Annotated in this window: 19 protein-coding genes; 16 read left to right on the forward strand and 3 right to left on the reverse strand. The window is 62.2% G+C overall.

The genetic code is table 11. The features are described from left to right. Positions 1-6: 6 nt before the first annotated feature. From cobO to ACYYKW_RS19325, 14 genes are all read left to right on the forward strand, one after another. Positions 7-618 carry a cob(I)yrinic acid a,c-diamide adenosyltransferase gene (gene cobO, locus ACYYKW_RS19260; RefSeq protein WP_016773703.1) on the forward strand — a complete coding sequence of 204 codons (612 nt, stop codon included), beginning with the start codon at positions 7-9 and terminating at the stop codon, positions 616-618. Next, a complete protein-coding gene (locus ACYYKW_RS19265; RefSeq protein ID WP_464990851.1) occupies positions 615-2015 on the forward strand; it encodes a cobyrinate a,c-diamide synthase in 1401 nt (466 codons plus the stop codon). The genes cobO and ACYYKW_RS19265 overlap by 4 nt, the downstream gene beginning before the upstream one ends. Next, the gene (bluB, locus tag ACYYKW_RS19270; RefSeq protein WP_336357134.1) at positions 2012-2662 is read left to right on the forward strand and encodes a 5,6-dimethylbenzimidazole synthase; all 651 of its coding nucleotides are present in this window, start codon (positions 2012-2014) and stop codon (positions 2660-2662) included. The genes ACYYKW_RS19265 and bluB overlap by 4 nt, the downstream gene beginning before the upstream one ends. Beyond that, on the forward strand, positions 2659-3567 hold the full coding sequence (gene cbiB, locus ACYYKW_RS19275) for an adenosylcobinamide-phosphate synthase CbiB (protein ID WP_464990852.1): 909 nt from the start codon (positions 2659-2661) through the stop codon (positions 3565-3567). Before bluB ends, cbiB begins: the two co-directional genes overlap by 4 nt. Further along, the gene (gene cobD, locus ACYYKW_RS19280) at positions 3560-4552 is read left to right on the forward strand and encodes a threonine-phosphate decarboxylase CobD (protein ID WP_464990853.1); all 993 of its coding nucleotides are present in this window, start codon (positions 3560-3562) and stop codon (positions 4550-4552) included. The genes cbiB and cobD overlap by 8 nt, the downstream gene beginning before the upstream one ends. Then, positions 4549-6000 (forward strand): cobyric acid synthase, encoded by a 1452-nt coding sequence (locus tag ACYYKW_RS19285; RefSeq protein ID WP_464990854.1) that lies wholly within the window; start codon positions 4549-4551, stop codon positions 5998-6000. Before cobD ends, ACYYKW_RS19285 begins: the two co-directional genes overlap by 4 nt. A gap of 146 nt (positions 6001-6146) precedes the next feature. After that, positions 6147-6668: a bifunctional adenosylcobinamide kinase/adenosylcobinamide-phosphate guanylyltransferase gene (gene cobU / locus ACYYKW_RS19290; RefSeq protein ID WP_090282442.1), complete on the forward strand. Its 522-nt coding sequence runs from the start codon at positions 6147-6149 to the stop codon at positions 6666-6668. Beyond that, entirely contained in the window at positions 6665-7720 is a 1056-nt protein-coding gene (gene cobT, locus ACYYKW_RS19295) for a nicotinate-nucleotide--dimethylbenzimidazole phosphoribosyltransferase (protein ID WP_464990855.1), read from the forward strand. The genes cobU and cobT overlap by 4 nt, the downstream gene beginning before the upstream one ends. Then, positions 7717-8292 carry an alpha-ribazole phosphatase family protein gene (gene cobC, locus ACYYKW_RS19300; protein WP_464990856.1) on the forward strand — a complete coding sequence of 192 codons (576 nt, stop codon included), beginning with the start codon at positions 7717-7719 and terminating at the stop codon, positions 8290-8292. Before cobT ends, cobC begins: the two co-directional genes overlap by 4 nt. Position 8293: 1 nt before the next feature. Beyond that, entirely contained in the window at positions 8294-9016 is a 723-nt protein-coding gene (locus ACYYKW_RS19305) for an adenosylcobinamide-GDP ribazoletransferase (RefSeq protein ID WP_464990857.1), read from the forward strand. A 176-nt stretch (positions 9017-9192) separates the two neighbouring features. Then, positions 9193-9597 (forward strand): MarR family winged helix-turn-helix transcriptional regulator, encoded by a 405-nt coding sequence (locus ACYYKW_RS19310; protein WP_464990858.1) that lies wholly within the window; start codon positions 9193-9195, stop codon positions 9595-9597. Between the two features lie 53 nt (positions 9598-9650). Beyond that, positions 9651-10859 (forward strand): MFS transporter, encoded by a 1209-nt coding sequence (locus ACYYKW_RS19315; protein WP_093103293.1) that lies wholly within the window; start codon positions 9651-9653, stop codon positions 10857-10859. Beyond that, entirely contained in the window at positions 10856-10978 is a 123-nt protein-coding gene (locus ACYYKW_RS19320; protein WP_269458358.1) for a hypothetical protein, read from the forward strand. The genes ACYYKW_RS19315 and ACYYKW_RS19320 overlap by 4 nt, the downstream gene beginning before the upstream one ends. 54 nt (positions 10979-11032) lie before the next feature. Beyond that, positions 11033-11593 carry a glutathione peroxidase gene (locus tag ACYYKW_RS19325; protein WP_464990859.1) on the forward strand — a complete coding sequence of 187 codons (561 nt, stop codon included), beginning with the start codon at positions 11033-11035 and terminating at the stop codon, positions 11591-11593. 100 nt (positions 11594-11693) lie between these two features. On the opposite strand, the gene ACYYKW_RS19330 is transcribed toward ACYYKW_RS19325, so the two are convergent. The 3 genes from ACYYKW_RS19330 to ACYYKW_RS19340 form a co-directional block, all read right to left on the reverse strand. Further along, on the reverse strand, positions 11694-12965 hold the full coding sequence (locus tag ACYYKW_RS19330; protein ID WP_093103288.1) for an OmpP1/FadL family transporter: 1272 nt from the start codon (positions 12963-12965) through the stop codon (positions 11694-11696). Positions 12966-13111: 146 nt separating this feature from the next. Beyond that, complete coding sequence (locus ACYYKW_RS19335) at positions 13112-13594, reverse strand: hypothetical protein (protein ID WP_090282450.1); 483 nt, start codon at positions 13592-13594, stop codon at positions 13112-13114. A gap of 274 nt (positions 13595-13868) precedes the next feature. After that, positions 13869-14093 (reverse strand): hypothetical protein, encoded by a 225-nt coding sequence (locus ACYYKW_RS19340; protein WP_093103287.1) that lies wholly within the window; start codon positions 14091-14093, stop codon positions 13869-13871. A 963-nt stretch (positions 14094-15056) separates the two neighbouring features. On the opposite strand from ACYYKW_RS19340, the gene ACYYKW_RS19345 reads away from it, so the two are divergent. Together ACYYKW_RS19345 and ACYYKW_RS19350 are read left to right on the forward strand one after the other, a co-directional pair. Continuing rightward, a complete protein-coding gene (locus tag ACYYKW_RS19345; RefSeq protein ID WP_090282452.1) occupies positions 15057-15380 on the forward strand; it encodes an SEL1-like repeat protein in 324 nt (107 codons plus the stop codon). Positions 15381-15555: 175 nt separating this feature from the next. Continuing rightward, complete coding sequence (locus ACYYKW_RS19350) at positions 15556-16920, forward strand: DNA recombination protein RmuC (protein WP_172833344.1); 1365 nt, start codon at positions 15556-15558, stop codon at positions 16918-16920. Positions 16921-17177: the final 257 nt, after the last annotated feature.

Genomic DNA, 17177 nt, shown 5'->3' on the forward strand with positions numbered 1-17177 from the left:
TCCCCCATGACCGATTCCCCCGAGCGCGACGAACGCCATCTGGCGCGCATGCAGCGCAAAAAAGCCGTGATCGACGAACGCATCGCCAATTCGCCCGACGAGTGCGGCCTGGTGCTGGTGCTGACCGGCAATGGCAAAGGCAAAAGCAGCTCGGCCTTCGGCATGCTCGCCCGCGCCATGGGCCACGGCATGCAGTGCGGCGTGGTGCAGTTCATCAAGGGCCGCAACAGCACGGGCGAGGAGCTGTTCTTCCGCCGCTTCCCCGAGCAAGTGCGCTTCCATGTGATGGGCGAAGGTTTCACCTGGGAGACCCAGGACCGTCAGCGCGATATCGCCGCTGCCACGGCGGCGTGGGAAGTTTCTCGCGAACTGCTGCGCGATCCGTCGATCGGGCTGGTGGTGCTCGACGAATTGAACATCGCCCTCAAGCACGGTTATCTGGATCTCGATCAGGTGCTCAGCGATTTGCAGGCGCGGCCACCGATGCAGCATGTGGTGGTGACCGGGCGCGGCGCCAAGCCGGAAATGATCGAGATGGGCGATACGGTCACGGAAATGGGCATGCTCAAGCATGCGTTCCAGGCCGGGATCAAAGCGCAGAAAGGCGTCGAACTTTGAATCAGCCCCGTCACTGCCCGGCCGTCCTGATTGCCGCGCCGGCTTCCGGCCAGGGCAAGACCACGGTCACCGCCGCGCTCGCCCGTTTGCATCGCAATCAGGGGCGCAAGGTCCGCGTGTTCAAATGCGGCCCGGACTTTCTCGACCCGATGATCCTCGAGCGCGCCAGCGGTGCGCCGGTCTATCAACTGGACATGTGGATGGTCGGCGAGCAGGAAAGCCGTCGCCTGTTGTGGGAAGCCGCCGGCGACGCGGACCTGATTCTGATCGAAGGCGTGATGGGCCTGTTTGACGGCACGCCGTCGAGCGCCGACCTGGCGCGGCATTTTGGCGTGCCGGTGCTCGGAGTGATCGACGGCACCGCCATGGCGCAGACCTTCGGCGCACTGGCGCTGGGCCTGGCGAAATATCAGCCTGACCTGCCGTTCGCCGGGGTGCTGGCCAACCGCGTCGGCACCCAGCGTCATGCGCAATTGCTCGAAGGCAGCCTCACCGAAGGCCTGCGCTGGTACGGCGCGTTGTCGCGCGAGACCGGCATCGAGCTGCCGAGTCGCCATCTTGGCCTGGTGCAGGCCAGCGAACTGAATGATCTGGACCTGCGCCTCGACGCTGCCGCCGACGCACTGGCCAGCAGTTGCGAAGTCGCCTTGCCGCCCGTCGTCGAATTCGCAGCGCCGGACGTGACTGCTGCTGAGCCGTTGTTGCACGGCGTGCGGATCGCCGTGGCCCGTGATGAAGCATTCGCCTTCACCTATGGCGCAAGCCTCGATCTGTTGCGGGCGATGGGCGCCGAGTTGAGCTTCTTCTCGCCGATCCGCGACACGCAATTGCCCGAGGCGGACAGCCTGTATCTGCCGGGCGGTTACCCTGAGCTGCACCACGTTGCACTGGCACAGAACACTGCGATGCTCGAGGCGATCCGCGCGCACCATGCGGCAGGCAAGCCGTTGCTGGCCGAGTGCGGTGGCATGCTTTATCTGCTCGATTCGCTGACCGATGTCGAAGGCACCCGCGCTGAACTGGTCGGGTTGTTGCGGGGCGAGGCGGTGATGCAAAAGCGTCTGGCGGCGTTGGCGTTGCAGGCGGTCGATCTGCCGGAAGGCTCGTTGCGCGGGCACACGTATCACCATTCGCTGACGACCACCGAACTGACGCCGATTGCCCGTGGGCTGAGCCCGAACGGTGGGCGAGGGGCCGAGGCGGTCTACCGTGAAGGGCGGATGACGGCTTCTTATGTGCACTTTTATTTTCCGTCGAATCCTGCGGCTGTCGCTGCGCTGTTTGCGCCCGGTCTTGAGACCGCCATCGCTGGCAAGCCAGCTCCCACAGGGGATTACGTTTCGTCAGGTATTGCACCGTCCACTGTGGGAGCTGGCTTGCCAGCGATGGGGCCATGACCGACAACGCATTCTCCGAAGCCGAGCGCCAAGCGGTTTACCGAGCCATCGCCGAACGCCGCGACATGCGTCACTTCAGCGGCGGCACTGTTGAACCGCAACTGTTGCGGCGTTTGCTCGAAGCCGCCCATCAAGCGCCAAGTGTCGGCCTGATGCAGCCCTGGCGTTTCATCCGCATCAGCGACCGCGCCCTGCGCGGGCAGATTCAGCATCTGGTGGAAGCAGAACGCGTGCGCACCGCCGAGGCCCTTGGCGAGCGCAGCGACGAGTTCATGAAACTCAAGGTCGAAGGCATCAACGACTGCGCCGAAGTACTGGTGGCGGCGCTGATGGACGATCGCGAAAAACACATTTTTGGCCGGCGCACGCTGCCGGAGATGGACATGGCTTCGCTGTCCTGCGCGATCCAGAATCTGTGGCTGGCGTCCCGTGCCGAAGGATTGGGCATGGGCTGGGTGTCGCTGTTCGAGCCGCAGGCGCTGGCCGATCTGCTGCACTTGCCGCCGGGTGCCAAGCCGCTGGCCGTGCTGTGTCTGGGCCCGGTCAAAGAGTTCTACCCGGCGCCGATGCTGGTCCTCGAAGGCTGGGCGCAGGCGCGACCGCTGAACGAATTGCTGTACGAAAATTACTGGGGAGTGAGTCAATGAGTGTGGCGTTGTTGAGTGTCGCCGCGGTGGCGCTGGATGCGCTGCTCGGTGAACCGAAACGCTGGCATCCGCTGGTGGCGTTCGGCAATTTTGCCGGGCGCATCGAGCAACGTTTCAACGCCGGTGGCCGCGGCTGGCGCAGCCATGGTGTGACCGCGTGGGTGATCGCGGTGCTGCCGCTGACGCTGCTCGCCACGGCGTTTTCCTGGGCACCCTATGTCGGCTGGATCATCGAGATTCTTGCGCTGTACTGCGCCCTCGGCATGCGCAGTCTCGGCGAACATGTTGCGCCAGTGGCTGCGGCATTGCGCGCCGACGATCTGGCCGAAGCGCGTACTCGCGTCGGCTATCTGGTCAGCCGCCAGACCGACGAGCTCGACAGCAACGCCGTGGCCCGCGCCGCCACCGAATCGGTGCTGGAAAATGGCAGCGATGCGGTCTTTGCTGCGCTGTTCTGGTTTGTCGTCGCCGGTGCGCCGGGCGTGGTGCTCTATCGCTTGAGCAACACGCTGGACGCGATGTGGGGCTATCGCAACGAACGCTTCGAACGCTTCGGCTGGGCGGCGGCGAAAATCGACGACGTGTTGAACTACATTCCTGCACGGCTGGTGGCGCTGACCTACGCGCTGCTCGGCAAAACCCGCCTCGCGCTCAAGTGCTGGCGCACCCAGGCGCCACAATGGGACAGCCCCAACGCCGGCCCGGTGATGGCGGCTGGCGCTGGCGCACTCGGCGTCGAGCTGGGTGGGCCGGCGATTTACCACGGTGAATTGCACGAGCGCCCGCAACTTGGTGAAGGCGCCCCCGCCGATGCCGATTCCATCGACCGCGGCTGGCAATTGGTCCAGCGCGGGGTATGGTTATGGCTGCTGATTCTTTGCGTGGGGGCTGAATTCTATGCTTGAGCACGGTGGCCGACTGCGCAAGGCTGCACACGATTACGGCATTGCCGAAGCCGACTGGCTGGATCTGTCCAGCGGCCTGGCGCCGTGGCCTTTTCCGATCCCGGAAATCCCCTTGCGCGCCTGGGCTCGCCTGCCGGAAACCGACGATGGCCTGGAGCAGGCGGCGTGCGATTACTACGGCGCCGCGCAAGTGCTGCCGGTGGCCGGTTCGCAGATGGCCATCCAGTTGCTGCCACGCTTGCGCCGTGCCGGCAAGGTCGGCGTGTTGTCACCGTGCTATGCCGAACATGCCGAGGCGTGGCGGCGCAGTGGCTACATCGTTCGCGAAGTGCTGGAGCAGGAAGTCGAGTTCTTTCTCGACAGCCTCGACGTACTGGTGGTGGTCAACCCGAATAATCCGACCGGCCTCAGCCTGACCCCGGCGCGCCTGCTCGACTGGCACGCGCGGCTGGCCCAGCGCGGCGGCTGGCTGGTGGTCGACGAAGCGTTCATGGACAACACGCCGCATTTGAGCCTGGCCGCCCATAGCCACCAGATCGGCCTGATCGTGTTGCGCTCGTTCGGCAAGTTTTTCGGTCTGGCCGGGGTGCGTCTGGGCTTCGTGCTGGCTGAGCGCAAGTTGCTCAAACTGCTCGCCGAACAGGTCGGACCGTGGGCGGTCAGCGGGCCGACGCGGGTGCTCGGCCAGGCGTGTCTGCAAGACACCGAAAATCACACGCGCCAGCGGATTCGCAGCGATGAAGCCAGCGAACGGCTGGCGGCGTTGCTCGAGCGCTACGGCTTCAAGCCGCAGGGTGGCTGCGCGCTGTTTCAGTGGCTGGTTACCGAGCACGCCGAAACGCTGCACGACTTCATGGCCCGGCGCGGCATTCTTCTGCGCCTGTTCACCCACAACTGCAGTCTGCGTTTCGGTCTGCCCGGCAATGCCGCCGATGAGCTGCGACTCGCACACGCCCTCGACGCCTACCGTAAGGAACACCCATGACCACGCTGATGGTGCAGGGCACCACGTCGGATGCCGGTAAAAGTACGCTGGTGACGGCGCTCTGTCGTTGGGCGACCCGTCAGGGCGTCGCGGTGGTGCCGTTCAAACCGCAGAACATGGCGCTCAACAGCGCGGTGACGGCGGACGGCGGCGAGATCGGCCGCGCGCAAGCGGTGCAGGCGCAGGCTGCTCATCTCGAACCGCACACCGACATGAACCCGGTGCTGCTCAAGCCCAACAGCGACACCGGCGCGCAAGTGATCATTCACGGCCGAGCGGTGACGACGATGAACGCCGTCGCCTATCACGACTACAAAGCCATCGCCATGCAAGCGGTGCTGGCCTCGCACGAACGCCTCAGCGCCGCCTATCCACTGGTGATGGTCGAGGGCGCCGGCTCACCGGCCGAGATCAATCTGCGTGCCGGCGACATCGCCAACATGGGCTTTGCCGAAGCGGTGGATTGCCCGGTGCTGCTGATCGCCGACATCAATCGTGGCGGGGTCTTCGCTCATCTGGTCGGTACTTTGGAGTTGCTGTCGCCGAGCGAACAGGCGCGGGTCAAAGGCTTCATCATCAACCGCTTTCGCGGTGACATCGCCTTGCTGCAACCGGGCCTCGACTGGCTGGAACAGCGCACCGGCAAACCGGTGGTTGGCGTATTGCCGTATGTGCTGGATCTGCATCTTGAGGCTGAAGACGGCATCGACCAGCGCCAGACCGACAAGGCTGAGCAAGTACTGAAAGTCGTGGTGCCGGTGCTGCCGCGCATCAGCAACCACACCGATTTCGATCCGCTGCGTTTGCATCCGCAGGTCGATCTGCAATTTATCGGGCCGGGACAGGTGATTCCGCCTGCGGACCTGATCATCCTGCCCGGCTCGAAAAGCGTGCGTAGCGACCTCGCGTATCTGCGCGCCAATGGCTGGGAAACCGCTATCAACCGGCATTTGCGTTACGGCGGCAAAGTGCTGGGCATTTGCGGCGGCCTGCAGATGCTTGGCGAGCAGGTCCACGACCCGTTGGGCCTGGAAGGCGCAGCGGGTTCCAGCGCCGGGCTGGGGTTGCTCGCGTTTGAAACGACGCTCGAAGCCGAGAAGCAATTGCGCAACGTGCGCGGGCGGCTGGCGCTGGAAAACGCGGCGGTCAGTGGTTATGAAATCCATGCTGGCGTCACCCGCGGGCCGGCGCTGGAGAACGCAGCAGTGTTTCTCGATGACGGTCGTTGCGACGGCGCGCAGAGTGATGACGGCCAGGTGTTCGGCACCTATCTGCATGGCTTGTTCGAATCGCCAGAGGCGAGTGTGGCGATGCTGCGCTGGGCCGGGTTGAGCGATGTGCAGACGGTGGATTACCACGGCCTGCGCGAGCGCGATATCGAACGCCTGGCGGATCTGGTGGAGCAGCATCTGGATACCGGGTTGTTGCGTGAGCTCTGTGGGATCTGAGGTGAATGCATCGCTAGCAGGCTAGCTCCCACAGGGTTTCGCGTCGTATACAAAGTTCATGAACAACCGCTGTCCACTGTGGGAGCACAGCTAGCCTGCTAGCGATGACTGCAGCCGCCTCAATAAATAACTTTCAGGATGTTCCGATGCTCCAACTGATCCTAGGCGGCGCCCGCTCCGGCAAAAGTCGCCTGGCAGAAAAACTCGCCAGCGATAGCCATCTGGCGGTGACCTACATCGCCACCAGCCAACCACTCGATGGCGAAATGAACGCGCGCGTCGCTCACCATCGTGCCCGCCGTCCGGCTGAATGGGCGCTCATCGAAGAACCCCTCGAACTGGCCCGGGTTCTGCGCGAGTCCGCCAGCGCCGAGCGGTGCCTGCTGGTCGATTGCCTGACGTTGTGGCTGACCAATCTGCTGATGCTCGACGACGCCGAACGCCTCGTCGCCGAGCGTGAGGCGCTGCTCGATGGCCTGGCATCGTTGCCGGGTGAAATCATTTTTGTCAGCAACGAGACCGGTATGGGTGTCGTGCCGCTGGGCGAATTGACTCGCCGCTATGTCGATGAAGCCGGTTGGCTGCATCAAGCTCTGGCCGAGCGTTGTCAGCGTGTTGTCCTGACCGTTGCCGGCCTGCCCCTGACTCTGAAAGGACCTGCGTTATGACTCAAGCCTGGTGGCTCAACCCGTGCCAATCGGTCGACAACAACGCCGTTGAACAAGCGGCGGCGCGGCAGCAGCAACTGACCAAGCCGGCCGGTTCGCTCGGTCGGCTGGAAAGGATCGCGGTGCAACTGGCCGGCCTGCAAGGGCAGGTCAAACCGACGCTGGAGCAGATCTGGATCGCGATTTTTGCCGGCGATCACGGCGTGGTAGCGGAGGGCGTTTCGGCGTTCCCGCAGGAAGTCACCGGGCAGATGCTGCTCAACTTCGTCAGCGGCGGCGCGGCGATCAGCGTGTTGGCGCGACAGCTCGGCGCTCAGCTGGAAGTGGTCGATCTGGGCACCGTGAATCCGGCGCTGAATCTGCCGGGCGTGCGGCATGTAAACATCGGCGCGGGCACGGCGAACTTCGCCCACGGCGCAGCAATGTCCCAGGCCCAGGGCGAGTCAGCCTTGCAGGCCGGTCGTGACAGCCTGTTGCGGGCAAAAGCGGCAGGCACGCAGTTGTTTATCGGCGGCGAAATGGGCATCGGCAACACCACGGCGGCCAGCGCCCTGGCCTGCGCCTTGCTCGATTGCCCGGTCGCGCACCTGACCGGCCCCGGCACCGGGCTGAATGCCGCAGGCGTCAGCCATAAGGCGCAGGTGATCGAGCGCGCCCTGGCCTTGCACGCGGCACAGCGCGGCGATGCGTTGCAGACGCTGTTCAACCTCGGTGGGTTCGAAATCGCCGCGCTGGTCGGCGCTTATCTGGCTGCGGCGCAGGAGGGTGTTGCGGTGCTGGTCGACGGCTTTATCTGCACAGTCGCTGCGCTGGTCGCGGTGCGCCTGAACCCGGCCTGCCGCGAGTGGCTGCTGTTCGGCCATCGCGGTGCCGAGCCGGGCCATCGGCATGTTCTCGAAACGCTGCAGGCCGAGCCGTTGCTGGAACTCGGTCTGCGCCTGGGTGAGGGCAGCGGCGCGGCGCTGGCGGTGCCGCTGTTGCGCCTGGCCTGCGACCTGCACGGGCAAATGGCAACGTTCGCTGAAGCGGCGGTGGCGGATCGTCCGGCATGACCTTGCATCTTCATCTGCTGCGTCATGGCGAAACCGAACTGGGCGGCGGCCTGCGCGGCAGCCTCGATGATGCGCTGACCGAGTTGGGCTGGGCGCAAATGCGCGCAGCGGTGGTCGCGGGTCGGCCGTGGGATCGAATCGTCAGCTCGCCGTTGCAGCGTTGCGCGCGGTTCGCCGCCGAACTCGGCGAACAACTGAACCTCAGCGTGCATCTGGACAAGGATTTGCAGGAACTGCATTTCGGCGCCTGGGAAGGACAAAGTGCGGCGGCGCTGATGGAGACTGACGCCGAGGCGTTGGGGCTGTTCTGGGCCGATCCGTATGCCTTTACGCCACCGGATGGAGAAGCGGTCAGCGACTTTTCCGCGCGAGTATTGGCGGCCATTGAACGGCTGTACGCAACGTACGCAGGCGAGCGAGTTCTGCTGGTCAGCCATGGCGGCGTGATGCGTCTGCTGCTGGCGCGGGCGCGCGGTTTGCCACGCGAGCAACTGCTGAATGTCGAGGTGGGTCATGGCGCACTATTTGCGCTGACGGTCGCGGCCGACGGCTCGCTCAAGGAAGGTCACTGAGATGTTGCCGCTGTGGATCGCCTTGCAGTTTCTCAGCAGTCTGCCGATTCGGCTGCCGGGCATGCCCGAGCCAGAACAGCTCGGTCGCTCATTGCTGTTCTATCCGCTGGTGGGTTTGCTGTTTGGCCTGATCCTTTGGGCTATGAATATGCTGTTGGCCGGTGCGCCTTTGCTGCTGCACGCGGCACTGTTGCTGACGGTCTGGGTGCTGCTCAGCGGGGCGCTACATCTCGATGGTCTGGCCGACAGCGCCGATGCCTGGCTCGGCGGTTTCGGTGATCGCGAGCGCACGCTGACGATCATGAAAGACCCGCGCAGCGGGCCGATTGCCGTGGTGACGCTGGTGCTGGTGATGCTGCTCAAGTTCGCCGCGTTGCTGGCGCTGATCGAGCAAGGGCAGGGGCTGGTGTTGCTCATCGTGCCGGTGCTGGGCCGGGCGGCGTTGCTGGGGTTGTTTCTGACCACGCCGTATGTACGTGCCGGTGGATTGGGGCAGGCGTTGGCTGATCACCTGCCGCGCAGGGCGGGCTGGTGGGTGCTGGGTGTGAGTGCGCTTGCTTGCGCGTTGATGGCCGGGATCGTTGTGGTGGTGATTTGCGTCGTCATGTTTGTCTGGCTGCGTCAGGTGATGATGCGGCGGTTGGGCGGAACGACCGGGGATACGGCGGGGGCGTTGCTGGAGTTGCTCGAGATGGGGGTGTTGGTTGGGCTGGTCCTCGTCTGAAAGATTCGCGTTGATGATGCCGGCCTCTTCGCGAGCAGGCTCACTCCTGCAATTGGAATGCGTTCCCCTGTAGGAGTGAGCCTGCTCGCGATAGCGATATTCCAGCCACTACAAATGTTCCGGCCAAAATCCATCTGTAACTTGATTTAACACAGTCGCGGGTATATACACGCACCATGCTTCCTTCTCAGTGTTTGTGCATCAACCTGCGTCGCGCCGCGCGTGGCGTCAGCAGGCATTACGACGGCGCCCTCGACGGCTTCGGGATCAACGTTGCCCAGTATTCTCTGCTGTGCAACCTGCAGCGTCTGGATCAGCCGAGCATTTCCGAACTGGCCGAAGCCATGGGCCTGGACCGCAGCACCCTCGGGCGCAATTTGCGGGTGCTGGAAGGCGAGGGGTTGGTGGCGCTGGCTGAAGGCGAGGACATGCGCAACCGCATCGTTCGTCTGACTGAAATCGGTGCGCAGCGCCTGGAAGCGGCGCTGCCGGCCTGGGAAGCGGCGCAGGAGCGGTTGATCGACCGGCTCGGCGCGGAAAAACGCGAGACCTTGCTCAAATTGCTGGATGAACTGGCCTGAGGCCGGTTTTTTCCGAACTCAAGCGGGTATATACCCGCGACCGGAGAATAATAATGACATCGATGTGGCGTACGTGCGGTTGGGTGTTGCTGGGGAGTGCGCTGATCCTGGCGTTGTCATTGGGCGTGCGCCACGGTTTCGGTCTGTTTCTGTCGCCGATGAGCGCGCAGTTCGGCTGGGGGCGCGAGGTGTTCGCCTTCGCCATCGCCTTGCAGAACCTGATCTGGGGCCTGGCGCAGCCGTTCACCGGTGCGCTGGCCGACCGTTTTGGCGCTGCGAAGGTGGTGCTGATCGGCGGCGTGCTGTATGCGCTCGGGCTGGTCTGCATGGGTTTGTCCGATTCGCCGATGACGCTGTCGCTCAGTGCCGGGCTGCTGATCGGTATCGGCCTGTCCGGTACCTCATTCTCGGTGATTCTCGGTGTGGTCGGGCGCGCCGTGCCGGCGGATAAACGCAGCATGGGCATGGGCATTGCCAGCGCTGCCGGGTCTTTCGGGCAGTTTGCGATGTTGCCGGGCACCCTCGGTTTGATCGGCTGGCTCGGCTGGTCGGCAGCGCTGCTGGTGCTGGGCCTGCTGGTGGCGATGATCGTGCCGCTGGTGAGCATGCTCAAGGACAAACCATTGCCGGTGCTCGGCCATGAGCAAACCCTGTCCGAAGCCCTGCGCGAAGCCTGCTCGCATTCCGGCTTCTGGCTGTTGGCGTTCGGCTTTTTCGTCTGCGGTTTCCAGGTGGTGTTCATCGGCGTGCACCTGCCGGCCTATCTGGTCGACCAGCACCTGCCGGCCACAGTCGGCACCACGGTGCTGGCGCTGATCGGCTTGTTCAATATCTTCGGCACCTATACCGCCGGCTGGCTCGGCGGGCGCATGTCCAAGCCGCGCTTGTTGACCGGGCTGTATCTATTGCGGGCGGTGGTGATCGTGTTGTTTCTGTGGCTGCCGGTCACCACCACATCGGCGTACCTGTTCGGCATGGCGATGGGCTTTTTGTGGCTGTCGACGGTGCCGCTGACCAACGGTACGGTGGCGACCTTGTTCGGCGTGCGCAACCTGTCCATGCTCGGTGGCATCGTGTTCCTGTTCCATCAGCTTGGCTCGTTCCTCGGCGGCTGGCTGGGCGGGGTGGTGTACGACCGCACCGGGAGTTATGACTTGATCTGGCAAGTGGCGATTCTTCTCAGCCTGTTGGCCGCGGCGTTGAACTGGCCGGTGCGCGAGCGCCCGGTCGCACGCCTGCAAGCCAGTGCGAGCGCCGCGTGAATCGCCTCTGGCCGCGACTGGCCATCAGCGCACTCGGCGCCGCGCTGCTGGCGCTGGCGTGGTGGGGCTGGCAGCAGGGCGGTCTGGCCCTGATGCAGTTGGGCATGAGCATTTGCTAGAAGCCAACATGGCGAGTAACGTCGAGGCCTGACAACTGCTCAAGGATGTTCAACATGTTGATGCGTTGGTGTGCTGTTCCCGCATTGCTGCTGGCGATCACTGGCCTCGCCCAGGCCGCGGATTGCCCGGAGCTGCTTCAAGGTTCGCTGCCCAAGTTGCGGGCCAAGGAATCCATCGATCTGTGCAAGCAGTACGCGGACAAACCGCTGGTGGTGGTCAACACGGCCAGCTTCTGCGGTTTCGCGCCGCAGTTCGAAGGCCTTGAAGCGGTCAATCAGCGCTTCAAGCCGCAGGGCCTGGAAATGCTCGGCGTGCCGTCCAACGACTTCAAGCAGGAATCCAAGGACAGCGCGGAAACCGCCAAGGTCTGTTACGCCAATTACGGCGTTACCTTCAACATGACCGAACCGCAAAAGGTCCGTGGCGACGATGCCACGCACCTGTTTCAAGTGCTGGCCGCGCAGAGCAATGCGCCGAAATGGAATTTCTATAAATACGTGGTCGATCGTCAGGGCAAGGTCGTCGCCAGTTTCTCCAGCCTGACCAAGCCGGATGATCCGGAGTTCATTGCGGCGATCGAGAAGGCGATTGCCTCGAAGCCGTTGGCCAACTGACTCATCCTGTTCCCACATTTGGATCTGCATGAAAAAGCCCCGCCTCTGACAAGAGAGTGGGGCTTTTTCGTGGGCGAGGGGTCAACCTCGCCAGCGTGCATCAGAAGCGGTACGTCGCGCCGACACCGAAACCGTTCGCCGAGTTTTCATACTTGGAGTCGTAGCTCTGGCCACGTGCGTTTTCGTTGCGGATGTTGACCGACTCTTCCTTCAGGTACGAGTAGGCAACGTCGATGGTCAGGTCATCGGTCGGGCTCCAGCCGGCACCGATGCTGAAGATGGTCCGGTCGCCGGTCGGGATACGTGGCGAGCGGTCTTCGTTGTTGGTCGGCGACTGGTCGAAGGTCAGGCCGGTACGCAACACCCATTCCTTGTTCAACTGATACGACGTGCCCACCGCGTAAGCCCAGGTGTCGTGCCAGTTCTGGTCTTCGTTGATCGAACCGAACTGGCCGGCCAGCAGTGGCTGCACCCCGGAGTTCTTCACGGTGATCTTGTCCAGTTGGCTCCAGCGGGTCCAGGTGGTGCCGGCGTAGACGTTCCAGCGATCGTTGATCGCCTGGGTGACCGACAGGTCCACGGATTCCGGGGTGGTGATCTTCAACGAAGCGTCGTATTTCTGGTTGGCGCCCAGACCTGCCAGCGCCAGTGCGCCGTACTTGACCTTGGTGTCGCCTTCGAGCTTGTAATCGACCTTGGAGTGGTAGGTCAGGCCCACGCGGGTGGTGTCGGTGGCTTGTACCAGCACGCCGATGTTGTAGCCCAGTGCGGTGTCGTCACCCTTGATCTTGACCTTGCCGTCCGGCAGCGCCTGGGTGATCGACAGGTTCGATTCCAGCGAACCGTCGATGCGGTTGATGGTCGGACCGAAACCGATCGACACCTTGTCGTTGAAGGCGTAGCTGACGGTTGGCTGGAAGGTGATGACCTGCACTTCGGACTTGCTGCCGAAGTAACGGCCGGCAAAGCCGTTTTCGTAATCGGTGATCAGGCCGAACGGCACGTACACGCCCAGACCGAAGGCCCAGTGATCGTCGATCGGCTTGACATAAAAGCCCATCGGCACGGCGGTGAGAGGCACCATGTCACCGTCGTTGCTGCCGCGGTTGGGGCTGGAGCTGGCGTCGCTGATATCGGTATGTGCGTCAACCAGGGCTACACCGCCGGTGACTTGTTCGCGCTTGATGCGCGACATGCCGGCCGGGTTGCCATAAACAGTGCTTGCGTCGTCGGCAGAAGAAGATCGCCCGGCAAAACCCGTCCCCATCCCGCTGATGCTTTGTTCGTTAAGGGCAAAACCTGCCGCGAAAATCTGGGTGGAGGCAAGGGTAACGGCGAGGCTAAGGGTGGTTTTGAGCATGACTTTTTTCATTATTAGAACTCCTGGTGATCACCGGGGCGAAAATTACCAACATTTTCGCCGCAGCGCTATAGCCCGTATGCCTTGATTTAGAGCGGTTTTGTAGGACAATCCGACCAGAATGACGGCCTGTTGCGAGAACTTGCAAAACCGCTCGGTCAGCAGGCGACCTGCTTCAGCGGTGAAACGCAGGTTTGCCAGGCAAATGTGAAGTCGCGCAGGCGACCCTGGGGCTGGAAGGTCTGACGCCAGATGCGCGCCATGGCCAACAGATCGTTCGGGGCGGGGAGGGTGGGGTTTTGTTCTTCAACCAGCAGCCAGGCGATGGCAGTGGCGTAACGCAGATTGACGGTCAATTCGACATGTGGACCGCTGAGGAATGCATGCTGACTGGCGAGGCCGCGTACCAGGCTGGCACGCTCCGGGTCGAGCGCCAGGTAGTCATCCCAGAGCGCTTGATGGCGCTGCTCGGCGATGCGGTAGAGGCCGTGGCCACGTCGGTCGTGCAGGGCGGATCCGAGGGCTGACTGGCTGGCGGCGATGCCCAGCAGCAGTGATTCGGCAGTGGCGCAGTGACGGCCCAGATAGATCAGCGTGGGGCGAATCACATATCGACACAGTTCACTGGCAGCGATACCCATAAATCCCTCGGTTCTTATAATGGGTGGCGAGTCCTGAAGGAGGCTTGGCAGCAGTGGATCGGTTCAGGCTCGCCGTGAGCGAATCATGTCGCCCGAGTTGAAGTGTAGTGTCATATTCGCGACGTAAAGGCCTGTTTTTAAATTCTTTTCGGCTCCGAGTTATAACCGTTATATCAGTTGGTACTTAGGGTTGAGGCGTAAAAAGAGAAACGTCGGGCAATAAAAAGCCCCGCATTTTCATGCAGGGCTTGTGCTTTTGCAGCCTTTTCGGCTCTCAGGCGATCAACGCCTGACGTGTACGATCGATCACGGCCTGCAGCGGTTCGGCGCTGGAGTACTGATCGGGGTACAGACGCTCGCTGTGGCGAGCGATCCCGTGTTCATTGACCACGGTGAAGCTGAAGCAGCCTTTGCGAGCGGCCATGATCATGCAGTTCATGGGGGCAAAAGCGTTGGTTAGGGTGCGAATGGCATCCTGAGTGTGGATTTGAGTAGACATAGTTATTAGGTGTTCCTACAAATGACACGGTTAAGAACCGTGCAACGTTAAAACGTTCCAGTAACGTCGATCACCATTGATCGAACGAAGAACCCGACTGGAACAAAGCAGCCAGTTTGCAGCGCTATTAAGTTGGCGCGCTTTGGGCTGGCAGGTAGGTACTTAGGAGGACAGGCATCACAACGAGGGCAGAGGTTCTGGGCCCAGGGTGAAGATCCTGATCAATTTGCAGGTTGGTTCGGTCAGAGTAAGTGTTCTTCGCAACACCCTTCGCATCAGTGGAAGGCTGTGTTGGCGCAAGATTTACCTGGAAACCATCGAGGGGTCGTTCCCGCTTTTTTCGGTTGAGCTTCTTTAAAAGAGGCTGACCGTGGGGATGTGTTCGACCGGAATTGACTTTCAGCTTGGTACTAACGCCGCGGATAGTAACGGATCGAAATCGCTAAAGCAAATGGCCGGCGAAAAAAACATTGCAGTCCAGCGCAGGGTTTGCTTGGCGTGAAAACGTGGTCGCCCGTAAACGGGCATTTTTCGACCGTCGGTCGGCGAGGATACGTTGATCAACCGCGCTGGCAAGCGGCTTATCTGCGGATCAGCAGCCGAAACGACCCGAAAAAGCGCACCGATATAACCGGGTAACAGGTACTTGTGCACATTAGTTGCGCGGCCTGTCACAGCACTGTCATATCAATCCTGACACCGGTGGCTGCCTGCATCGAAAGTTTAAGTCAATGAAAAACATCGCTTTTTTTTGTTGGTGAAAAAATCGTCAGTTTGACTGCGAGCCCCGTTCCATAAGGCTTTGCGCGAGTTGCAGGACGGTTGTCCACTGAGTTATCCACAGCTTCTGTGGATTGTCCCGAGCGCTTGCTCTAGCACGGGCGTGCCGGGTTGTTTTTAGACTTTACCTGTAAGAAAAAAAGAGTAGAGTGGCGCGCCTTCCGATTCGTCCCACAGTGCTATATGAAGTTTCGCTCAGTATCAGACTCTGTTACCTCAGACCTTCCTGCTGTTACCCCGCCCAAGCGATTTTCCGTACGTGTTGCGGAATGGCTGCTCGACAGCCCGCGCCTGAGCGCCAGCCATAACGCCAAGCACCTCGCCGGCCGCCTGCTCAAGCAACCGGCGCGCGAAGGCGTGGTCACGGCGCAAAGCCGCCTCGGTCAGTTGATGTGCCGCGAGTGCGGTAACGCACGGGATCGACGCATTGGCCAGGAGCTGCTGCGCCAGGCCGCCCGCGCCGGCGACCGTCGTGCACAAAGGGAACTCGGCCAGCTCGAAGACTGAGCTGTCCAAGACCTGACACCTTGGTTAACCTTCAGGCTTTATCGGACCGGCAGGAGTCGCTATGGCTATGGACTTGACCAGCATATTGCTCGGTCTCGCAGCGGCAGGGCTGCCCTTGTTGGCGCTTGCCTGGCAGCTGCAACGCCGGGCGAGCAGCGGGCAAGCCGCGCAGGCCTTGCTGGAAGAACGGCTGACCATGGCGCAACTGGCCCAGGACGGCCTCAATGCGCAGCTCGAGGCCAGTCGCGATGAAGTCGCCGATCTCGGCCAGGCCAACGCTGCAAAACAGGCTGAGCTGGCGGCCCTGCGTCGCGAAGTCGAACTGCTGCAGATCGAGCGCGACGATGCTCGCGACGCCGCCCACGCCTGGAACCTTGAACGCGCCAACAAGGAAGCCGAACTGCGCCGCCTCGACGCCCAAGCCGCGTCGCTGAATGCCGAGCTGCGTGAGCAACAGGAAAGCCATCAACAACGTCTCAACGACCTGCAAGGCTCGCGCGATGAACTGCGCGCGCAGTTTGCCGAGCTGGCCGGGAAGATTTTCGATGAGCGCGAACAGCGCTTCGCCGAAACCAGTCAGCAACGGCTCGGCCAGTTGCTCGATCCGCTGAAGGAACGCATCCAGTCCTTCGAAAAACGCGTCGAGGAGAGTTATCAGGCCGAGGCCCGTGAGCGTTTTTCGTTGGCCAAGGAGCTCGAGCGTTTGCAGGCGCTGAACCTGCGTCTGAGCGACGAAGCGACCAATCTCACCCGTGCCCTGAAAGGGCAGAAGACCCAAGGCAACTGGGGCGAACTGATTCTCGAGCGAGTGCTTGAACACGCGGGTCTGGAGAAGGGCCGCGAGTACCAGACCCAGGTCAATCTCAAAGGCCCGGACGGCGAGCGCTTCCAGCCGGACGTGATCATTTACCTGCCCGGCGACAAGCAGGTGGTGGTCGACTCCAAGGTCAGCCTTACCGCCTACCAGCAATACGTGGCCGCCGACGATGACACCCTCGGGCAGATCGCGATCAAGCAGCACGTGCTGTCGCTGCGCAATCACGTCAAGGGCCTGGCCGGCAAGGATTACAAGCGTCTGGAGGGGCTGCACAGCCTCGATTTCGTTTTGCTGTTCGTGCCGATCGAGGCGGCGTTCTCGGCAGCGTTGCAGGCCGAGCCGACGCTGTTTCAGGAGGCGTTTGACCGCAATATCGTGATTGTCAGTCCGACCACCTTGCTTGCCACGTTACGGGTGATTGACAGCCTCTGGAAGCAGGAGCGCCAGAGTCAGAATGCGCGGGAAATCGCTGAGCGTGCGGGGTGGCTGTATGACAAGTTCGTGTTGTTCATTCAGGATCTGGACGAGGTGGGCAATCGCTTGCAGCAGTTGGACAAGGCTTACAGTTCGGCGCGTAACAAGCTCACGGAAGGGCGGGGCAATCTGGTCAGTCGCAGTGAGCAGTTGAAGTTGCTGGGCGCGCGGGCGAGCAAGAGTCTGCCGGCTGATTTGCTGGAGCGGGCGATGACGGATGTTGATGGGCTCGTTGAGTTGCCTGACTGATTTTTGAAGCTTCGGGTACAGGCTCGGTTCTTGGGTACATATCCGTTGCTGCGGTAACGGCTGCTTAGGGTTTCGCCCTTACGGCGAGTCCCTTTTTCAGACGCCAAAAAGGAACCAAAAGGCTTTGCTCCTACGTACGGCCCTCGCAGGCTCGGGTTCCTTCGCTCCGGGATCGATCCGGGCGCAGCGGCTACGGTTTGCTTCGCTGCACCTACTTCCGCTGTGTCTGGCTGCGCCAGACGGTCGCTGCGCTCCCA

This window comes from Pseudomonas sp. 15C (assembly GCF_055484735.1).